The organism is Stenotrophomonas sp. STEN147 (assembly GCF_056757995.1).
In genome coordinates this window covers 49,259-67,774 of sequence record NZ_JBRRCG010000009.1, presented here as the reverse complement: position 1 = coordinate 67,774, position 18,516 = coordinate 49,259, and the positions used below count along the sequence as shown (strand labels likewise).

The window sequence follows — 18,516 nt, the reverse complement described above, 5'->3', positions numbered from 1 at the left end:
AACGCAGAAGGGCCGGCATTGCGCCGGCCCTTCTGCATTGCCTCGGTACAGCGACCGCATCAGAACTTCGCGGTGAACTCCACGCCCCAGGTCCGCGGCTCGTTGAGGAAGCCGGTCAGGTTGTTGAAGTCGATCGCACCGACCACGCGGGTCTGGTTGGTGAGGTTGCGGCCGAACACCGCCACGTCGTACTGGCCGTACTCCCAGTTGTAGCCCAGGCGCAGGCCGCCTTCCAGCGAACTGCGGCTGCGGAACTCCGGCGACTCGTAGATGAAGAAGTTCACCGGGCTGCGGTAGGCCCAGTCGGTGTAGGCGTACAGCTCGCTGCCATCGGTGAGCGGGAAGCCCACGCGCAGGGTCATGTTGTGGATCCACTTCGGCGCCTGCGGCAGCGGATTGCCGTTGACCAGGGCGTAGGTGCCGCCGTTGATCACCGTGGTCGGATCGGTGATGGTGCAGCCACCGCCGCAGATCGCCACGGCCAGGTTTCCGTCCTTGATCTCGGTGTCGTTGTAGCTGCTGCCCAGGGTCAGCAGGACGTTGTCGGCCAGGTAGGCTTCCAGGTCCAGCTCCACACCCTGGCCGATGGTCTTGTCGGCGTTGAGCAGGGTGGCGGTATTGTTGCTGCCGCCGACCGCGATCAGCTGCTGGCCGTCGACGTCGTAGCGGAACACGCTGAAGCCCAGGCGGGCGCGGCGATCGAACAGGTCGGCCTTGATGCCGGCTTCGTACGAGATCACCTTCTCGGAATCGGCCTGCGACACGCCACCGAAGGCCAGACGGCCCTGGATCGACGGCGCGCGGAAGCCCTTGGCCACGCGCGCATACGCATTGACGTTGTCGGTCAGCTTGTACACACCGCTGACATCCCAACTGACGTCATCGACGTCGGTGTTGGCCAGGTACGGCCCGCTCACCGGGGTGCCGCCGGGCACGGCCTGCAGCACGCGCGCGGTGAAGTCCTTCTTGTCCTGCGTGTAGCGCACGCCGGCGCGCAGCTTGAAGCGGTCGGTGACATCGAAGTCGCCCGATGCGAACACCGCCCACGCCTTGTTGCGCTGGCTCTGCACGGCATGGCCGGTCTGCGGATTGCCCGGCGTCAGCGAGTCGTAGTTGAAGCTGTCGATGGTGACGTCTTCATCGAAGTAGAAGACACCGGCCTGCCAGTCGAAGCGGCCCCACTCATTGGATTCCACGCGGAATTCCTGGGTCCACTGGCGGTGGTGCGGCAGGCCATCGGCCGATTCGGACGGGAACGGAATGAAGCCCGGGCCATAATTGCCGGCGCCGAGGAACGAAGCACCGTAGCCACCGTCGATATCGCCGCGGTTGAGCGATTCGGCAGTCTCGTAGCCGGTGATGGAGTGCAGGGTCACCGAGCCGAGGTTCCACTGCAGGCGCGCGCTGCCGCCCCAGGTTTCCAGGTCGGAGAAGTTCACGCCATCGTTGGCCACCTTGTCGCGGTCGAAGTTCTCGACCAGCGCGTTGCTGCCCTTCTGGATGATGTTGGCGCGGAACAGGCGGGCGGTGCCGTTGAGCTTGCGCTTGTGCAGGTTGAACAGGGCCTCGAAATCGTCGCCCTCGTACAGGAACTGCACGCGGCCGGCGGCCTCGTCATAGCCTTCAAAACCACTGTTGGGCGCGCCGACGCGGGTGTTGTCGACCCAGTCGTCGCGGCGCTGGTAGATCGCCGAAACGCGTGCCGACCAGCGGTCGGTCAGCGGGCCGCCGTAGGCGCCCTGCACGTTCCAGCTGTTGTAGCTGCCGTAGCCGACGCGGACGTAGCCATCGGCATCCTGGGACGGACGCGCCGAATCGAACTTGACCACGCCGGCCGGCGTGTTGCGGCCGAACAGAGTGCCCTGCGGCCCACGCAGCACTTCCACGTTGGCCAGGTCGAACAACGGGAAGCCCTTCAGCAGCGGGCTTTCCTGCACCACGTCGTCGTACACCAGCGAGACCGGCTGCGAGGCATTGAGGTCGAAGTCGGTGTTGCCGAGGCCGCGCATGTAGAAGCGCGGGAAGGCACGGCCATAGGACGATTCGATGTTGAGGCTGGGTACGCGCGCGGCCAGGAAGCGGATGTCGTCGCCGGCCGAGCCGAGCACATCGAGCTTCTCGCCCTGGATCGCGGTGATCGCGACCGGCACGTCCTTGGCATTCTCGACGCGGCGCTGGGCCGTCACCTGCAGGGTATCGAGCGCGACCGGATCCTTGGCGGCGGGGGTTTCCTGGGCGGCTGCAACCAGCGGCAGCAGGGCGGAGAGAGCGGCAACGAGGGGGCGCGCGACCGGAATACGGCCGCGGGAAGTGCGGGTCGGGGACATGGCGGTAGGCTGTGTTTGGAGGGGTGGTAAAACGGCGCTACCAGATAATTGTTGCAATACAGCACCTGCGCCGCAAATGGCCGCTGTTCATGGCGCGGTCGCGGGCCACCGGGGAGGGTCGCTAGACTCGGGCTTTCCCACCCCGACCGGCGCACCGCCATGACCCAGTGGTACTTCCATTCCTCCGCCCAGACCGACCGCATCGGGCCGCTTGATGACGAAGCCGCGCGCCGCTACGCGCAGGCCAACCCCCGCGCGCTGGCCTGGTGCCAGGGCATGAGCGGCTGGACCGCCATCGCCGAGGTGCCCGAGCTGCAGGCGCCCGCCCCGGGCATGCCCAACACGCCGCCACCCGTGCCGGGCGGGCCTGCGCGGGGCCGGGCCGACGACATCGACTTCCGCATCGTCGGCCATGAGATGCAGTTCGTGGAGATCGAGCTGGATCCCGGCGAGAGCGCCATCGCCGAAGCCGGCGCGCTGATGTTCAAGGACGCCTCGGTGCAGATGGATACGGTGTTCGGCGACGGCACGCACAGCGGCCAGGGCGGCGGCATCATGGACAAGCTGATGTCGGCCGGCAAACGCGTGCTGACCGGCGAGAGCCTGTTCGCCACGCTCTATACGCATACCGGGCAGGGCAAGGCCAAGGTCGCGTTCGCCGCGCCCTACCCCGGCACCGTGCTGGCCATGAAGCTGGACCAGCACGGCGGCCGCCTGGTCTGCCAGAAGGACAGCTTCCTGGCCGGGGCGCGCGGCGTGCAGATCGGCGTGCAGTTCCAGCGCAAGATCATGACCGGCCTGTTCGGCGGCGAAGGCTTCATCATGCAGAAGCTGGAAGGCGATGGCTGGGTGTTCATCCACGCCGGAGGCTGTGTGGTCGAGCGCGAGCTGGCCGCCGGCGAGCGCCTGGACGTCGATACCGGCTGCGTGGTCGCCTACCACCCGACGGTGGACATGGACGTGCGCCGGGTCAGTGGCATCAAGAGCATGGTGTTCGGTGGCGAGGGCGTGTTCCTGGCAACCCTGACCGGACCGGGCAAGGTCTGGCTGCAATCGCTGCCGTTCTCGCGCCTGGCCGGCCGGATGTGGATGGCCGCGCCGCAGGGCGGTGGGCAGAACCGCGGCGAAGGCTCGGTGCTGGGCGGCATCGGCCGCATCCTCGACGGCGACAACCGGTTCTGATCGTCCACGGGTAGCGCCGGGCCATGCCCGGCGAGCGCAGCGGCCCTGAACTGCCCGCCAGGCCATGCCCCGCGCTACCCATGGCGGTCCATGAATAGGGCGTCGTCCTGCCCTGCCCGGCCCGCCGTGGCTTCGGTATGCTGGCGCCCCTCCCTGAATCCGGCGCCGCGAGCGCATTGCCGATGAGCCTGTTCCGTCCCCGCGTGCTGCTGTCCGTTGCCCTGCTTGGCCTGCTGGCCGGTTGCGGTGGCGATCCGGTGCGTCCGGCGCCGCCGCCGGCGCCGACCGTGGTGCCGCAGGCCAAGCCGGTGAAGATCGGCATCGCGCTGGGCGGCGGCGCGGCCAAGGGCTTTGCCCACATCGGCGTGATCAAGATGCTCGAGGCCAACGGCTTCGAGCCGGTGGTGGTGTCCGGCACCAGCGCCGGCAGCGTGGTCGGCGCGTTGTATGCAAGCGGCATGGATGCGTTCCAGATGCAGAGCCGGGCCGTCGCGCTGGATGAAGCCAGCATCCGCGACGTGCGCCTGTTCTCCGGCGGGCTGGTGCAGGGCCAGAAGCTGCAGGACTACGTCAACGAGCAGGTCGCCAACCGTCCGGCAGAGCGCCTGAAGAAGCCGTTCGCCGCCGTCGCCACCCAGCTCGAAACCGGCGAACGCGCGATCTTCGTGCGCGGCAACGTGGGCCAGGCCGTCCGAGCGTCCAGCAGCATCCCCGGCGTGTTCGAGCCGGTGAAGATCGGCGGACGCAACTACGTCGACGGCGGCGTGGTGAGCCCGGTGCCGGTCGATGCCGCGCGCCAGCTCGGTGCCGACTTCGTGATCGCCGTGGACATCTCCAGCAAGGCCAGTGGCAAGGCACCGACTGACATGCTCGGCATCGTCAACCAGTCGATCGCGATCATGGGCCAGCGCCTGGGCGAGCAGGAACTGGCCCGCGCCGACATCGTGATCCGCCCGCGCGTGCTGGATATCGGTGCGGCTGATTTCAGCCAGCGCGGGACCGCGATCCTGGAGGGAGAAAAGGCGGCGATGGCCGCGATGCCGCAGATCCGCGCGAAGATCCAGCAGCTGCAGAAGGCGCGCGCCGCCGCGCTGGCACCGCCGCCGGTAGCCGCGCCGAAGTGCGAGGAGACCTCGCGGCTGGGCAGGCTGATGGGGCGCAAGGACAAGTGCTGAGCCCTCGCCCGCGCTGACCGGTGCTCAGGGTTCCAGCTGCGACAGTGGCAACGCCCGGAAGCCCTTCACCGTGCGCAGCACGAAGCTGGAATTGGCATCGGCCACGCCACCGGCATTGAGCAGGCGGTCCAGCAGGAAGCGCGAGAAGTGCTCGAGGTCGCGCACGTAGACGTGCAGCAGGTAATCCATGTCGCCGGTGAGCGCATGGCAGGCCACCACTTCATCCCAGCCCTGCACGCTGTCCACGAAATGCGCGATGGCCGCCTGGTCGTGCTTTTCCAGTTGCACCCGCACGAACGCCTGCAGGCCCAGCCGCAGCTGCCGGGGTTCCAGGCGCGCGCCATAGCCGACGATCACACCCTCGCTCTCCAGCCGCTGCAGGCGGCGCAGACAGGCGGAGGGGGAGAGGTTCACCCGTGCCGCGAGCTCGGCATTGGTGGCGCGACCATCCCGCTGGATTTCGGCCAGCAGGCGTATATCCGTGCGATCGAACTGGACTTCTCCGGCCATTGTTGCCCCGCAACATGGTGAGTACGCAAGGATATTGCGCCAGCAAGGTCATTCCGCGCAACTTTTGCAACCCTGTTGCGCCCGCCCTGCCCTAGCATCGTGGACATCCCTTCAAGGAGCGTCCCATGGATCCCGCCCAGCCCCGCCGCGTCGAACACCAGCAGACCGACAAGGGCTACGTGCCGGTCTACACCACCGCGCTCGTCGAGCAGCCGTGGGACACCTACAGCGCCGATGACCACGCGACGTGGAGCACGCTGTACCAGCGCCAGCGCGAGCTGCTGGTTGGCCGTGCGTGCCGGGAGTTCCTGGACGCACAGGACGAGATGGGCATGAGCGCGCACATGATTCCGCGCTTCGACCAGCTGAACGAAGTGCTCGGCGCGGCCACCGGCTGGACGCTGGTGGGCGTGGAGGGACTGCTGCCGGAGCTGGACTTCTTCGACCACCTGGCCAACCGCCGCTTCCCGGTCACGTGGTGGATCCGTCGCCCCGACCAGATCGACTACATCGCCGAGCCGGACCTGTTCCACGATCTGTTCGGCCATGTGCCGCTGCTGATGAATCCGGTGTTTGCCGATTACATGGAGGCCTACGGCCGTGGCGGTGTCAAAGCCCACGCCATCGGTCCGGAGGCGCTGCAGAACCTCACGCGCCTGTACTGGTACACGGTGGAGTTCGGCCTCATCGATACCCCGGATGGCCTGCGCATCTACGGCGCCGGTATCGTCTCGTCAAAGGGCGAATCGCTGTACTCGCTGGAATCGGCCGCGCCCAACCGCATCGGCTTCGACCTGCAGCGCATCATGCGCACGCGCTACCGCATCGATACCTTCCAGAAGACCTACTTCGTCATCGACAGCTTCGAGCAGCTGATGCAGGCGACGTCGCCGGACTTCACCCCGATCTATGCGTCGCTGGCCGAGCAGCAGCACCTGCCGGCCGGTGACGTGCAGGCCGACGACCGTGTGTTCCAGAAGGGAACCGGCGAAGGCTGGGCCGACGGCGGCGACGTGTGATGCGGCAGGGGCCTCCGTAAGGCCGGCTCCACGCCCGGCTCCACGGGTCAGCGCGGGTATGCCAGCAGCAGCACCAGATCCTCGTCACCCACCTGCTGCAGTGCATGCGAGCTGCCTTTGCGCGTCAGCAGGGCATCGCCTGCGCTGACGTCGTACTGCGTTCCGTCCAGCACGTAGCTGCCCTTCCCGCTGACGATGTAGTAGATCTCGTCCTTGTGCTGCGGATGCAGGCCGATGCCTGCACCCTTGTGCAGCACGCGCTTGCGCAGCACGAACGGCAGGTCCTTCTCTCCGGCGAAGAACGGATAGGCCGTGGTCGGTCCCGCGCCGCCATGCGGGCCAGGCTGGCGGATGGCGATGTCATGCTCATGGACCACGCGCGAGGGTTGCGCCGGTTGCCCGCCCTGCCCCGCCGCCGCGCCCACGTCACAGTCGATGTCGCGCACGAGTGCATCTTCCAGCCCCGGCTGCAGCACCATCCACTCGCGCAGCACCAGGCAGGCGACGGCGTTGGCGCCGGCCACGCTGAAGTGGGTGCCGTCGGCCTTGCCCTGCTCGGGCACGAACAGGAAGTAGGGGCGTGCGCCCCGTTCGCCCAGCGCGCGTATCCAGCGCGTGCTGCGGTCGTTGAGTTCGATCAGGGCAACGTGTTCGCGCGCGGCCAGCTGCTGCATCGCCTGTGTGTAACGCGCATGCGTATCCAGCAGCGAACCGAAGTCATACAACAGCCGCGCCACCGGCGTGACCAGCACCGGCGTGGCGCCCTTGTCGCGCGCCACCTGCACGTAACGCATCAGCAGGCGCGGGTAGTCGCTGTCCGGATCGGTGTAGCGCGCGGAATCCTCGAACTTGGCGTCGTTATGGCCGAACTGGATCAGCAGCACATCGCCACGGCGCAGCTCGGTGGCGATCGCATCCAGGCGGCCTTCATCGATGAAGCTGCGCGTGCTGCGACCTCCCCGGGCGTGGTTGCGTACTTCGAACCGCGCCGGATCGAGGTAGCTCTGCAGGGCCTGGCCCCAGCCCGCCTGTGGCGCGCGCTCGGGACCGTACTCGGCCGCGGTGGAGTCACCGGCGATGAACACCCGCACCGGCGCCGCCTGCGCGGTGGTGCATGAGAGCAGCAACAGCAGCAACAGCCTTCGCATCGCAGCACTCCTGTAGAGCCGAGCCATGCTCGGCTGTTTTTCGATCAGAGCGCGACAGCCGAGCATGGGCTCGGCTCTACAGACCGGTGTGCCTCAGCGCGCCAACCAGCCGCCATCGACCGGCAGCACGGCGCCGTTGATGTAATCCGATGCGCTGGATGCCAGGAACACCGCCGCGCCGGCCAGGTCCTCCGGCGTGCCCCAACGGCCGGCCGGAATGCGATCCAGGATCGCCTTGTTGCGGTCGGCATCGGCACGCAGTGCGGCCGTGTTGTCCGTGGCCATGTAGCCCGGCGCGATCGCGTTGATGTTGACGCCCTTGCCGGCCCATTCGTTGGCCAGCAGGCGGGTGATGCCGGCGATGCCGCTCTTGCTGGCGGTGTACGACGGCACCCGGATGCCGCCCTGGAACGACAGCATCGAGGCGATGTTGATGATCTTGCCGCTGCCCTGGGCGATGAAATGACGGCCCGCCGCCTGCGAGATGAAGAACGCCGACTTGAGGTTGACGTTCATCACGTCATCCCAGTCCTGTTCGCTGAACTCCACCGCGTCGGCGCGGCGGATCAGGCCGGCATTGTTGACCAGGATATCCAGGCCACCCAGTCCCTCGATGGTTTCGCGCACCACGCGCTCGACCGGCTCGATGCTGATCAGGTTGGCTTCCACCGCCAGGCAGCGTCGGCCGAGCGCGGTGATCTTCTCGATGGTTTCGGTGGGCGGCGCGATGCCGGCCACGGCGACATCGGCGCCGGCGGTGGCCAGCGCAACCGCGATACCTTGGCCCAGACCGGTATTACCACCGGTTACCAGAGCGACTTTGCCTTCCAGGCTGAAGGGATTGGCCATTGCGTGTGCGTTCCTTGGTAGAGGTGTACGTGATGCAGGCGAACGGCCACCGGCACGCATGCGCGGCGGCCAGGCAGGACTTACTTGAGCTGGCAGATGTCCAGCACGTGCATGTCGGTGTAATCCAGGTTCTCGCCGCCCATCGCCCAGATGAAGGCGTAGTTGCTGGTACCGGCACCCATGTGGATCGACCACGGCGGCGACACCACGGCTTCGTTGTTCTGGATGACGATGTGGCGCTGCGCGTCCGGTTCGCCCATGAAGTGATACACGCGGTCGTTGTCGCCCAGGTCGAAGTAGAAATAGACCTCGCTGCGACGGTCATGCAGGTGCGGCGGCATGGTGTTCCACACGCTGCCGGGCTTGAGCACGGTCAGGCCCAGCAGCAGCTGCGAGGACTGGCAGGTGGCCGGCACGATGTACTGGTAGATGGTGCGTTCGTTGCTGGTCTCCAGCGCACCGCGCTCCAGCGCCACCGCGTCCTTGATCGACAGCTGCCTGGTTTCAAAGCGCGCGTGGGCCGGGGTCGAGGCCAGGTAGAACTGCGCCGGGTTGGCGGTGTCCTGCGAGGCGAACACGACGTCCTTGCTGCCCATCGCCACGTACAGGCCGTCCTTCGGGCCCAGCGTGTAGACGGTGCCGTCGACGGTGACCGTACCGGTACCGCTGCCGACGTTGATCACGCCCAGCTCGCGACGCTCCAGGAACGGATGGCCGGCGGCCGACGCCGGTTCGGTCTGCACCGGCAGCGCCAGCGGCGCATCCAGGGGCGCCGCGCCACCGAGTACGAAGCGCTCGTAGTGGGTGTACTTCAGCGTCACCTGGCCGGGGTTGAACAGGCCGTCGAGCAGGTACAGCTCGCGCAGCTGGTCGTTGCAGGCGCCCTTGATGGCGTCGGGATGGGTGGCGTAGTGGGTCTTGCAGTACATGGCATCTCCAGAGCAGGGGGCGGGCCGATCATTCGGCCCCGGCACGGTTCAGGGGGATTCTAGCGACGTTGGTAACCGGTGTCATTTTGCGCCGCACGATAGTGCTCAACGGTCGCGGCAAGGTGAGGCGGCTTCAACGGAGTCGCAGGCAGGCCTGCGGGCTACCGGACTGATCCCCGCCGGATCAGTCCTCCGGCGGCTGGCAGGAGTCGCGCACGATCAGGTGCGGGCGCACGCTGGCGATCTGCAGCGCCGGCTGGCCGTCGGGCTGGATCAGCATCGCCGCAGCGGTGCGGCCGGTATCGCGGGTATGGCGCCGTACCGAGGTCAGCGACGGCCACAGGCGCGAGGCCAGCGGGCTGTCGTCGTAGCCGATGATGGACAGCTGGCGCGGGATGTTGATGCCTGCACGCAGCGCCACCTTGTAGATGCCCGCCGCCATTTCATCGTTCCCGGTGAAGATCGCGGTCGGCCGGCGCTTGCCCAGCAGCAGCTTCTCGGCGGCGGCCACGCCCGATTCAAAGGTGTAGCCCGCCTCGATGATGCGGTCCTTGGGCAGCTCGATGCCACGCTGCGACAGCGCATCGATGAAGCCGGCGGTACGCTCGTGCGCCGAACGATAGGCGCTGGGCCCGGTCACCAGGGCGATGTCGCGGTGGCCCAGCGAGAGCAGGTAGTCGGCCGCTTCGGCGGCGCCGTCACGATCGTGGGTGACCACCATCTGCGAACTCTCGTCCAGCGGCAGCGCGGCCACGCGGGTGAAGCGGCAGCCGATCTCATCCAGCATGTCCGCCAGCGCCTGGTCCTCGGAGGCACGCGGCACCAGGATCACCCCATGCAGCTTCTGCTGCTGCACGAAGCGGCGCACGCCGTCGATGTAGCCCGGGCTGCGGCTGTCGCAGGGATGCACGACCAGCTCGAAGCTGGAACCGCGCAGCGCGTCGAGCGCACCGTACTGCATGTCCACGATGTACTGCGCGGTGGGGTTGTCGTAGACCATGCCGATCAGGAAGGATCGACGGAAGGCCAGGCCGCGCGCCAGCGGATCGGGCGTATAGCCCACCTCGCGCATCAGGGCCTCGACCTTGTCGCGCGTGTCCTTGCGCACCAGCGGTGAGTTGTTGATGATCCTTGAAACCGTTTTCTTGGACACTCCGGACAGTCGCGCGATGTCGTTGATCGTGGCTGCCTTGCCTTTGGCCAATGCCGGCGTGACGGCATCGTTCTTGTTGCGCACTGACATGTAATGGACCAGGTAAGTCGGGGGATTTCCGGCCGCGCGCTCAGTCCAGCGCGCGGTAGCGGAAGCTGCGGAAGGTCACCGCACCGTCACCGGCAGCGTACAGCGCCGGCTTCAGGGCGAGAAACTTACCAGCCACATTGTGATGGTAACCCGAGGTTTCCATCTGAACCGGGTACTTCTGCCAGGTCCGGCCGTCGCTGCTGGTATGGAAGGTGACGATATGGCGGTTGTTGGTGACGCGCAGCCAGAGCCGCCCGCCGCGGTCGCTGGGCGCAAGGCGGGCAGGGCGTTCCTCGCCGTAACGGTGCATGATGAACTGCTCGCCGTTGCTGCCCACGCCCACATAGAGGCGGTCGCTGTAGAACAGCAGCGCGCCGCCGACTGCGCCTGGCGCTACCTCCAGCTCCACCTCGAACTGGTAGGCCGGATCGCCGGCGATGGTGGTCAGCGGAGACGCATCGCGCGGCGCACTGCCCTTGCCCTGCATCACCAGCCCATCGCCGCTGAAGCGCAGGCGCCGGTACTCGTCACTGGCCGGGTTGAAGAACGCCCACTGCGGCCCGAGCCTGCCGCCGCGGAAATCATCCGAAAGCGCCATGCCGTGCGGTGCCAGGGCGCTTCCGGAAGGCTTGCGCAGCGGCTGGCCGAGGTCACCGCCCCTGGCCACGAACCAGCCATCGTCGGTCCACTCGATCGGGTCCAGCAGGGTCTGCCGGCCCAGGGTCCAGAAGCCGTTCTCATACCCGTGGTACATCATCCACCAGCGACCGTCGGTGCCTTCGACCACCGTCGCGTGGCCGCGTGACCACCACGGTTCGGACGCCGACTGCGTGCGCGTGATCGGATTGTTCGGTGCGTTCTGCCAGGGCCCATGGATGGAGCGCGAGCGCGCAGTAATCACCATGTGCCCGGTGGGTGGGCCGGCGGTGCCTCCCACCGCGGTGGTCATGTAGTACCAGCCATCGCGGAAGTGGATCTTCGGTCCTTCCTGCGCATAGGCCTCCACATCCCAGCTCTGCGGATAGCGCCAGCCGTCGTAGACATGCTTCGGTGTGCCGGCCACGCTCAGCCCGTCATCGGCCAGCTGCACATAGTCGCCTCCACTCAGGAACAGGTAGCGCTTGCCGTCCTCGCCCACCGCATGGCCGGGGTCGATGTAGCCGCCCAGGCCGATGTCGATCGGATCGCTCCACGGCCCGCGGATGTCATCGGCCCACACCACGAAGTTGCTGCGGTGTTCGCCGGTCCGGGCCGGGAAGTAGATGAAGTAGCGACCCTGGTGCTTGACGATGTCCGGTGCCCAGATCGCACCCACGTTGCGGGTGATGGCATGACCCAGCGGCTGCCAGTTGACCAGGTCCCGCGAATGCCAGATCGGCAGGCCGGGATAGGCATCGAAGGAGGACAGGGTCAGGTAGTAGTCCTGTCCGTCCTTCAGTACCGACGGATCGGGGCGGTCGCCGGCCAGCACCGGGTTCAGGTAGGTGCCGTCGCCGAGATCGGCCTGGCGCTGGTTCTCCAGCCCACGCGCCCAGGTCGGTGAGGCCGGGCCGGAGGCCACCGCCGGAAGCGCGGCCAGCAGCAGGCTGGCCAGGGCCACGGCAGGGATGCGGCGAAGCGGACGGTGCATGGCAGCGGTCTCCGGCTCAGCTGCGCAGCGTGGCCGGCAGCCACAGCGACAGGGCAGGGAAGAAGGTGACCACCAGCAGCACGCCCAGCGCAGCGAACCAGAACGGCCAGATGGTACGCATGCTCTGGCCCACGCTGATCTTGCCGATGGCGGTACCGATGAACAGCACCGAGCCCACCGGCGGTGTCACCAGGCCCAGGCCGCCGGTCAGCACCAGCACCAGCCCGAAGTGGATCGGATCGATGCCGTACGCGCGCGCCACCGGCAGGAAGATCGGCGTGCAGATCAGGATCATCGGTGCCAGGTCCATGAAGGTTCCCAGCAGCAACAGCATCACCACGATCATCAGCAGCACCATGAACTGGCTGTGCGCGAAGGACTGCAGGAAGTCCACCGCCGCCGCCGGCACCTGCAGGTAGGCCAGCAGCCAGCCGAACACCGCAGCGGTGGCGATCACGAACAGGATCACACCGGTGCTGCGTGCGGCGTGGACGACCGTGGCGAAGAACTCGCGCCAGCGCAGTTGCCGGTACAGCACCGTGGTCACCAGCAATGCGTACACCACGGCGATCGCCGCGCTCTCCACCGCAGTGAAGATGCCGGCGCGGATGCCGACGAAGATCAGCGCGACCAGGCCGAGGCCGGGCAGGGCGGAGATCATCCGCAGCAGCACCGCGCGCCAGCCCGGGAACACCTCCACGCCATAGCCGCGGCGGCGCGCGACGACGTAGCCGGTGATCATCAGTGCCAGCGTCATCAGCAGCGCCGGAACGATGCCGGCCGCGAACAGATCGGCGATCGAGAGGCCGCCACCGGCCGCAGCCGAGAACAGGATCAGGTTGTGCGATGGCGGAACCAGCAGCGCGACCAGGGCGGCGGTGATGCTGACATTGACGGCGAAATCGCGGTCATAGCCGCGCTTGACCATCTGCGGAATCATCGTGCCACCCACCGCCGAGACATCCGCGATGGCCGAGCCGGAGACGCCGCCGAAGAACAGCGAGGACAGGATCGAAACCTGGCCCAGGCCGCCACGCAGGCGCCCCACCAGCGAGGACGCCAGCGCGATCAGGCGCTCGGAGATGCCGCCGCGCATCATGATCTCGCCGGCGAAGATGAACAGCGGAATGGCGATCAGCGATGCGGACCCGGTGCCTGCCGAAATCTGCTGGACCAGAACGATGGACGGGATGTCCAGGTAGAGCAGGGTGGCAAGGGCGGCCGCAGCCAGCGCGTAGGCCACCGGCACGCCCAGCAGCAGGAACACCGCGAACACCGAGAACAGAATGGCGATACCCATGGATCAACGATCTCCTTCAGCGTCATCGGCGGCAGCGTCTGCCGGCGTGGACTGCGTGGCCTTCCACGCACGGTTCAGCGCGAACACCACCATCAGCACGCCGCCCAGCGCCAGCGGCAGGTAGTTGATGCTCTGCGGAAGCTCGGCACCGGCGGTCTTGATGTCCAGGCCGTCGAGAAGAAGCTCGGCCGACCACACTGCGATGAACGCGCCCAGCACGGCCACCACCAGCTGCACCAGCACGTCCACAGCGCGGCGCAGCGCCGGCGCCATGTAGGCATGCAGCAGGAAAAAGCCGAAGTGGCGGTTGGTGTGCACGCCACAGGCCGCGCCCAGGCTCATCGCGGTGCTGAGCAGCAGCAGGGTCACCGGTTCGGTCCAGCTCGGGGAATCGTTGATCACATAGCGCGCGAAGACCTGCCAGCCCTGCACCACCACCAGCCCCAGCAGGGCCGCCACGGCGGTGTAGATGGCAATGTCGGCGACGCGGTCCAGCAGGCGCTGCCCGGGGCCGGGTGGGGAAAATGTCGTCGTTTCGGTCATGGCTGTGTCCTCAGGCTGCACCGCGGATGCGATCGACCAGCGCGGCGATTTCCGCGTGCTGCAGGTACTGCTGCAGCAGGGGCTGCGCGGCGGCGCGGAACGCCGGCATGTCGACCTCGTTGGCCTTCACGCCGTACGCCAGCACCGCGCGTCGTGCCGCATCCTCGGAGGCATCCCACTGGTCGCGCATCACCTTCACCGACGCACGTGCGGTCTCCAGCAGCAGCTGGCGGTCATCCGGCTGCAGCCGCTCGAAACTGGCGCGTGACATCAGCAGCACGTCCGGTGCATACGAGTGATCACTCTGCGACCAGTAGTGCGCAGCCTCGAAGTGACGGCTGGAGTGGAAGCTGCGCATGTTGTTCTCGGCACCGTCGATCATGTGCGTCTCCATGCCGGAGAACGTATCGCCCAGCGACATCGGCGTCGGGTTGGCGCCGAGCAGCCGCATCAGCTGGATGAAGATGTCCGATGATGCGACGCGCAGCTTCAGTCCGTGCAGGTCACCGGGCTGGGTGATCGGATGCCGGGTGTTGTAGAAGCAGCGCGCACCGGAATCGTAGATGGCCAAGCCGACCAAGTCGCGGCGCTCGAAGCCGCGCAGCACGGCATCGGCCACGCCGCCATCAAGCGCTGCCCGCTGGTGCGCCACCGATTCGAACACGTAGGGCAGGCACAGCGCCTGGGTCAGCGGAAACGCGTTGTTCAGCGCGCCCGCATAGACACGGGTGATGTCGATGGCGCCGAAGCGGGCCATGTCGATCGCTTCGGATTCGCGGCCGAGCTGGCCCGAGTGGTACTGGCGCAGACGCAGGCGTCCCTGGGTCTCACGCTGCAGGGTCTCGCCGATCCACTTCACCGCTGTCACGGTGGGGTAATCGGCCACGTGCACATCGGTCGCCGTCAGCAGTTGGCCGCCGGTTGCGTCAGGGCCCGGCCCGCGGCCACAGGCGGCGAGCAGGGGAGTGGCAAGTGCAGTGGCGCCACCGGCCAGGAAATGTCGTCGTGTGATCATCTGCGCCCTCCCGCGCGTGTTCACTGGTTCGTGCCGCGGCTTACCCGGCCGGCACGGCCCTGCAGGCAATCTCGCCGAAGCCGGCGAAGCGCACCAGCGCCGTTTGTCCTGCCTGGATGTCGTGGATGCCGGTCGCATTGCCGGTGGCGATCAGGTCGCCACGCCGCAGGGGCCGGCCGCGAAGCGCGGAACGGGACAACGCGAACGCGTACGCCGCGCGCAGGCCACCGGGCAGGCGGCTCGCGCCGCCGACCCCGACCACTTCACCCTCGATCAGGGTCTCGGCGCGCAACGCCGACTCATCGAGGGACGTCCAGTTGCCGATCTCCGGCCCCAGCACGAGGCCGTTGTTGTTGCCGAAGTCGGATACCACCACGCGCGGGCCCAGCTCGTTGATCGTTGCCAACGGGCTGCTGGCAACCTCGACACCGAGGTACAGGCGGGCCGGCAACGCTTCAGCCTGTTCCGGCGACCAGTGCAGCTGGTCGGCGGGGGCATCCTCCAGCAGTTCCAGCACGTACTCGGCCTCGATCGCGGCGAAACCGCCGACGAACACCGGGACATCCGTTGTTCCACCGGTGGCATTTTTGAGCTGAGGCTTGAAGATCGGGCCCAGCAGCCGTTCGTCCCCGGACGCATCGCGGCGTTCGGCAGCGATGTAGCCGACCTTCCAGCCGACCACCGGCTGGTTCCAGCGGGCGATGGCCAGGTCCTGGACCTGGTAGGCCGCGACCAGGTCCGCCGGGATGTCGCCCGGGAACGCCTTCAGCGCCTGGCCCGCAAGGCGTGCGGTGGTGAAGGCCTGGGCAATCGCGGCCGCATCGGCCGGCGGCGTGTGCCCATGTGTGCCGTGTTCGTTGCTCAAGAACGTCTCCCTCTGGCGTTGTTGCGCTGCCTATCGACAGCGTCTGCAGGACGTGTATATGGTAAACCGGTGTCATCACGCAAGCGGCAGCGCATCACGCCGGCTTTGCCGACGCCGCCAGCGCCCTGTCCTGTCCTGTTGGAGCCCCGTCAGTCATGCGTCTGCCCATCGTGTTGCTGTGCCTGTCCCTGCTGCTGCCGGCGGCGCCCGCCCGCGCGGTCGACACGTCGTTGCGCGAAGGCGAGCGTGTGGCCCAGGCGTTGCCCGGCGAGCAGCTGCCGTTGTGGCCGGCAGGCGCAGTGCCGGGCGAACCCGGCCCCGCACGTCCGACGCGGGTGGTCGAGCGCAGTGCGGACCCTGCACGCCCGGACCGCTACGCCGACCAGATCGACGCGCCCTCTCTGCAGGTGTACACACCCGCCCGGCCGAACGGCCGGGCCCTGCTGGTGATCCCCGGCGGCGGCTACCAGCGGGTGGTGATCGACAAGGAGGGCAGCGCGCTGGTTCCGTTCTGGGTGGACGGCGCCGGCTACACCCTGTTCGTCCTGCGCTACCGCCTGCCGCAGCCGGGGCGCGACCGCCAGGCCGCGCTCGCCGACGCGCAGCGCGCGCTGCGGGTGGTGCGCGACCAGGCGCGACGGCGCGGGCTGGACGCGAACGACGTGGCGGTGATGGGCTTCTCGGCGGGCGGCCACGTCGCGGCGCGGCTGGCCACCGGCTTCGACATCGCCGTCCATCCCGCACGGGATGACCTCGACCGGCTGAGCGCCCGCCCGAGCCGTGCCGTGCTGGTCTACCCGGTGATCGACATGGGCGCGCATGCGCACAGCGGCTCGCGTGCCCGCCTGCTGGGCGAGCATCCGGGTAGCTCGCTGCAGGCAGACTATTCGATGCAGCAGCGGGTACGCGGCGACATGCCGCCGACGCTGCTGGTCCACGCCGCCGACGACGCCGTGGTGTCGGTGCACAACAGTGAACTCATGGCGCAGGCACTGGCGGGTGCGGGTGTCGAGCACGAACTGCACGTCTTCGCCCATGGCGGCCACGGCTTTGGCATGGACATCCCCGCGCGGTCGACGCTGGCACTCTGGCCGCTGCTCGCGCAACGCTGGCTGGGCCCTGCGGAGGACGCGCGATGAACGATGCGCCGGCCGACCTGCAGCGCCGGCGGTTCCTGCGTGACAGCGCCCGCTGGGCCCTGGCCACCGCGTCCGCTACGGCTGCCTTCACTGCATTGCCAACGCTGGCCAGCGTGCCGGGTGCCCGCGATGACCGCCTGCCATTGGCCCGGGTTCGTGGCGGGCGTGTGCGTGGCCAGCGCGAGCACGGGGTACTGGTGTTCCGTGGGCTTCGCTATGGTGCCGACACCGCTCACCACCGCTTCCAGCCGCCGCGGCATGAAGCTGCCTGGCGCGGCATCGCCGATGCACTGGAGTACGGTCCGGCCGCACCGCAGGGCGGCAGCGAAGGGCCCGGCAGCGAGGACTGCCTGTTCCTCAATGTGTGGACGCCCGCGCTCGGCGACGGTGGACGCAGGCCGGTGCTGGTGTACGTTCACGGCGGTGGATTCAACAACGGCTCCGGCAGTGATCCGCTGTACGACGGTGCTGCGCTGTGCCGCCGCGGCGATGTGGTGGTGGTCACCCTCAATCATCGCCTGAACACGTTCGGCTATCTCTACCTGGGGGCGTTGGGCGATCCGCGCTACGCCGCCTCGGGCAACGTCGGCCAGCTCGACCTGGTACAGGCGCTGCAGTGGGTGCGGCAGCACGCGGCGGTCTTCGGTGGCGACGCGGCGAACGTCACGGTGTTCGGGCAGTCCGGCGGGGGCGCCAAGATCGCGACACTGATGGCGATGCCTGCGGCCCGAGGGCTGTTCCACCGCGCGTGGACGATGAGTGGCCAGCAGGTCACCGCTGCCGGACCGCGCGCGGCCGCGCAGCGGGCTGCGATCGCGATGCAGGCCGTTGCTGCACGTGACGTGCAGGCCCTGCTGGACCTGCCGGTCGACGTATTGCTGGAAGCCACCCGTGCGCGCGATCCCTCACGGGTGGAAAGCACATCGCTGTACTTCGGCCCGGTGCTGGACGATGTGGTGCTGCCGGTGCATCCGTTCTGGCCACAGGCGCCGCAGCAGTCGGCGGCGATTCCGATGGTGATCGGCAACACCCGCGACGAGACCCGCGCGTTCCTCGGCAACGATCCCGCCAACTTCGCCCTGACCTGGGAAACATTGCCGGCACAGCTCGAACGACAGCAGTTCGTCGATCTGCGGCCGGAGACCGTGATCGCCGAGTATCGCCGCCTGTATCCGCACTACACGCCGTCCGAAGTGTTCTTTGCTGCAACCACGGCTGGCCGCAGCTGGCGCGGAGCGGTGGAGGAACTGGAAGCGCGGGCGCGCCAGCCCGCGGGCGCAGCACCGACCTGGGCGTACCAGCTGGATTGGGGGTCGCCGGTGGAGCAGGGCCGCCTGCGTGCTTTCCATACGCTGGACATCCCGCTGGTCTTTGACAACGCAGGGCTGCCGGGCGCGCGCACCGGGGGTGGCGATGATGCCCGTGCGCTGGCGGTGACCATGAGCGAGGCCTTGATCGCCTTCGCCCGCAGCGGCGACCCCAATCACGCCGGATTGTCGCAATGGGCCCCTTATACGCTGCCGCAACGGCGGACAATGCTGTTCGATCGCACCAGTCGCGCGGTTGACGATCCGCGCGCAGGCGAGCGCGCGCTCTACGGAAAAGTGCCTTTCGTGCAGCGTGGCACGCAGTGATGACACCG

16 protein-coding genes are annotated in these 18,516 nt (G+C 67.9%); 5 read left to right on the top strand and 11 right to left on the bottom strand.

Going from position 1 to position 18,516, the window contains the following annotated elements; all coding sequences use genetic code 11:
- Positions 1–59 precede the first annotated feature (59 nt).
- Positions 60–2,327: a TonB-dependent receptor gene (locus ACVOKU_RS10845; protein WP_478053620.1), complete on the bottom strand. Its 2,268-nt coding sequence runs from the start codon at positions 2,325–2,327 to the stop codon at positions 60–62.
- A 159-nt stretch (positions 2,328–2,486) separates the two neighbouring features.
- Between ACVOKU_RS10845 and ACVOKU_RS10840 the strand changes: the two genes are divergently transcribed.
- Both ACVOKU_RS10840 and ACVOKU_RS10835 read left to right on the top strand, forming a co-directional pair.
- Positions 2,487–3,509: a TIGR00266 family protein gene (locus ACVOKU_RS10840; protein ID WP_481559907.1), complete on the top strand. Its 1,023-nt coding sequence runs from the start codon at positions 2,487–2,489 to the stop codon at positions 3,507–3,509.
- Between the two features lie 182 nt (positions 3,510–3,691).
- The gene (locus ACVOKU_RS10835; RefSeq protein WP_065174096.1) at positions 3,692–4,684 is read left to right on the top strand and encodes a patatin-like phospholipase family protein; all 993 of its coding nucleotides are present in this window, start codon (positions 3,692–3,694) and stop codon (positions 4,682–4,684) included.
- A gap of 24 nt (positions 4,685–4,708) precedes the next feature.
- Here ACVOKU_RS10835 and ACVOKU_RS10830 read toward each other — a convergent pair whose 3' ends face one another.
- Positions 4,709–5,194 (bottom strand): Lrp/AsnC family transcriptional regulator, encoded by a 486-nt coding sequence (locus ACVOKU_RS10830; RefSeq protein WP_481559906.1) that lies wholly within the window; start codon positions 5,192–5,194, stop codon positions 4,709–4,711.
- Positions 5,195–5,319: 125 nt separating this feature from the next.
- On the opposite strand from ACVOKU_RS10830, the gene phhA reads away from it, so the two are divergent.
- A complete protein-coding gene (phhA, locus tag ACVOKU_RS10825; RefSeq protein WP_053516024.1) occupies positions 5,320–6,213 on the top strand; it encodes a phenylalanine 4-monooxygenase in 894 nt (297 codons plus the stop codon).
- 47 nt (positions 6,214–6,260) lie between these two features.
- Here the strand turns inward: phhA and ACVOKU_RS10820 are convergent, their stop codons facing one another.
- The 9 genes from ACVOKU_RS10820 to ACVOKU_RS10780 all read right to left on the bottom strand — a co-directional run bounded on the left by ACVOKU_RS10820 (position 6,261) and on the right by ACVOKU_RS10780 (position 15,735).
- Positions 6,261–7,361: a GDSL-type esterase/lipase family protein gene (locus ACVOKU_RS10820; protein ID WP_481559905.1), complete on the bottom strand. Its 1,101-nt coding sequence runs from the start codon at positions 7,359–7,361 to the stop codon at positions 6,261–6,263.
- A 93-nt stretch (positions 7,362–7,454) separates the two neighbouring features.
- Positions 7,455–8,210, bottom strand: coding sequence for a 2-dehydro-3-deoxy-D-gluconate 5-dehydrogenase KduD (gene kduD, locus ACVOKU_RS10815; protein ID WP_346480065.1), 756 nt, complete (start codon positions 8,208–8,210; stop codon positions 7,455–7,457).
- 80 nt (positions 8,211–8,290) lie between these two features.
- The gene (kduI, locus tag ACVOKU_RS10810) at positions 8,291–9,139 is read right to left on the bottom strand and encodes a 5-dehydro-4-deoxy-D-glucuronate isomerase (RefSeq protein WP_481559904.1); all 849 of its coding nucleotides are present in this window, start codon (positions 9,137–9,139) and stop codon (positions 8,291–8,293) included.
- Positions 9,140–9,323: 184 nt separating this feature from the next.
- Positions 9,324–10,382 carry a LacI family DNA-binding transcriptional regulator gene (locus ACVOKU_RS10805; protein ID WP_481559903.1) on the bottom strand — a complete coding sequence of 353 codons (1,059 nt, stop codon included), beginning with the start codon at positions 10,380–10,382 and terminating at the stop codon, positions 9,324–9,326.
- A 40-nt stretch (positions 10,383–10,422) separates the two neighbouring features.
- Positions 10,423–12,012, bottom strand: a complete 1,590-nt coding sequence (locus ACVOKU_RS10800) for a family 43 glycosylhydrolase (RefSeq protein ID WP_481559902.1) — start codon at positions 12,010–12,012, stop codon at positions 10,423–10,425.
- Positions 12,013–12,028: 16 nt separating this feature from the next.
- Positions 12,029–13,312, bottom strand: coding sequence for a TRAP transporter large permease (locus tag ACVOKU_RS10795; RefSeq protein ID WP_065174099.1), 1,284 nt, complete (start codon positions 13,310–13,312; stop codon positions 12,029–12,031).
- 3 nt (positions 13,313–13,315) lie between these two features.
- Positions 13,316–13,855, bottom strand: a complete 540-nt coding sequence (locus ACVOKU_RS10790; protein ID WP_053516012.1) for a TRAP transporter small permease — start codon at positions 13,853–13,855, stop codon at positions 13,316–13,318.
- 10 nt (positions 13,856–13,865) lie between these two features.
- A complete protein-coding gene (locus tag ACVOKU_RS10785) occupies positions 13,866–14,870 on the bottom strand; it encodes a TRAP transporter substrate-binding protein (protein WP_481559901.1) in 1,005 nt (334 codons plus the stop codon).
- Positions 14,871–14,910: 40 nt separating this feature from the next.
- On the bottom strand, positions 14,911–15,735 hold the full coding sequence (locus ACVOKU_RS10780; protein ID WP_197600175.1) for a 2-keto-4-pentenoate hydratase: 825 nt from the start codon (positions 15,733–15,735) through the stop codon (positions 14,911–14,913).
- A gap of 155 nt (positions 15,736–15,890) precedes the next feature.
- Between ACVOKU_RS10780 and ACVOKU_RS10775 the strand changes: the two genes are divergently transcribed.
- The gene (locus ACVOKU_RS10775; protein WP_481559900.1) at positions 15,891–16,874 is read left to right on the top strand and encodes an alpha/beta hydrolase; all 984 of its coding nucleotides are present in this window, start codon (positions 15,891–15,893) and stop codon (positions 16,872–16,874) included.
- Positions 16,871–18,508: a carboxylesterase/lipase family protein gene (locus tag ACVOKU_RS10770; protein WP_481559899.1), complete on the top strand. Its 1,638-nt coding sequence runs from the start codon at positions 16,871–16,873 to the stop codon at positions 18,506–18,508. Before ACVOKU_RS10775 ends, ACVOKU_RS10770 begins: the two co-directional genes overlap by 4 nt.
- Positions 18,509–18,516: the final 8 nt, after the last annotated feature.

Excerpts from the sequence above, each read along its gene's own strand:
- phhA (WP_053516024.1), top strand. The coding sequence starts at position 5,320 with ATGGATCCCGCCCAGCCCCGCCGCGTCGAACACCAGCAGACCGACAAG.
- ACVOKU_RS10770 (WP_481559899.1), top strand. The coding sequence starts at position 16,871 with ATGAACGATGCGCCGGCCGACCTGCAGCGCCGGCGGTTCCTGCGTGAC.
- ACVOKU_RS10800 (WP_481559902.1), bottom strand. The coding sequence starts at position 12,012 with ATGCACCGTCCGCTTCGCCGCATCCCTGCCGTGGCCCTGGCCAGCCTG.
- kduD (WP_346480065.1), bottom strand. The coding sequence starts at position 8,210 with ATGGCCAATCCCTTCAGCCTGGAAGGCAAAGTCGCTCTGGTAACCGGT.
- ACVOKU_RS10835 (WP_065174096.1), top strand. The coding sequence starts at position 3,692 with ATGAGCCTGTTCCGTCCCCGCGTGCTGCTGTCCGTTGCCCTGCTTGGC.
- ACVOKU_RS10830 (WP_481559906.1), bottom strand. The coding sequence starts at position 5,194 with ATGGCCGGAGAAGTCCAGTTCGATCGCACGGATATACGCCTGCTGGCC.
- ACVOKU_RS10820 (WP_481559905.1), bottom strand. The coding sequence starts at position 7,361 with ATGCGAAGGCTGTTGCTGCTGTTGCTGCTCTCATGCACCACCGCGCAG.
- ACVOKU_RS10840 (WP_481559907.1), top strand. The coding sequence starts at position 2,487 with ATGACCCAGTGGTACTTCCATTCCTCCGCCCAGACCGACCGCATCGGG.
- ACVOKU_RS10845 (WP_478053620.1), bottom strand. The coding sequence starts at position 2,327 with ATGTCCCCGACCCGCACTTCCCGCGGCCGTATTCCGGTCGCGCGCCCC.
- ACVOKU_RS10775 (WP_481559900.1), top strand. The coding sequence starts at position 15,891 with ATGCGTCTGCCCATCGTGTTGCTGTGCCTGTCCCTGCTGCTGCCGGCG.
- ACVOKU_RS10795 (WP_065174099.1), bottom strand. The coding sequence starts at position 13,312 with ATGGGTATCGCCATTCTGTTCTCGGTGTTCGCGGTGTTCCTGCTGCTG.
- ACVOKU_RS10805 (WP_481559903.1), bottom strand. The coding sequence starts at position 10,382 with ATGTCAGTGCGCAACAAGAACGATGCCGTCACGCCGGCATTGGCCAAA.
- ACVOKU_RS10785 (WP_481559901.1), bottom strand. The coding sequence starts at position 14,870 with ATGATCACACGACGACATTTCCTGGCCGGTGGCGCCACTGCACTTGCC.
- ACVOKU_RS10790 (WP_053516012.1), bottom strand. The coding sequence starts at position 13,855 with ATGACCGAAACGACGACATTTTCCCCACCCGGCCCCGGGCAGCGCCTG.
- kduI (WP_481559904.1), bottom strand. The coding sequence starts at position 9,139 with ATGTACTGCAAGACCCACTACGCCACCCATCCCGACGCCATCAAGGGC.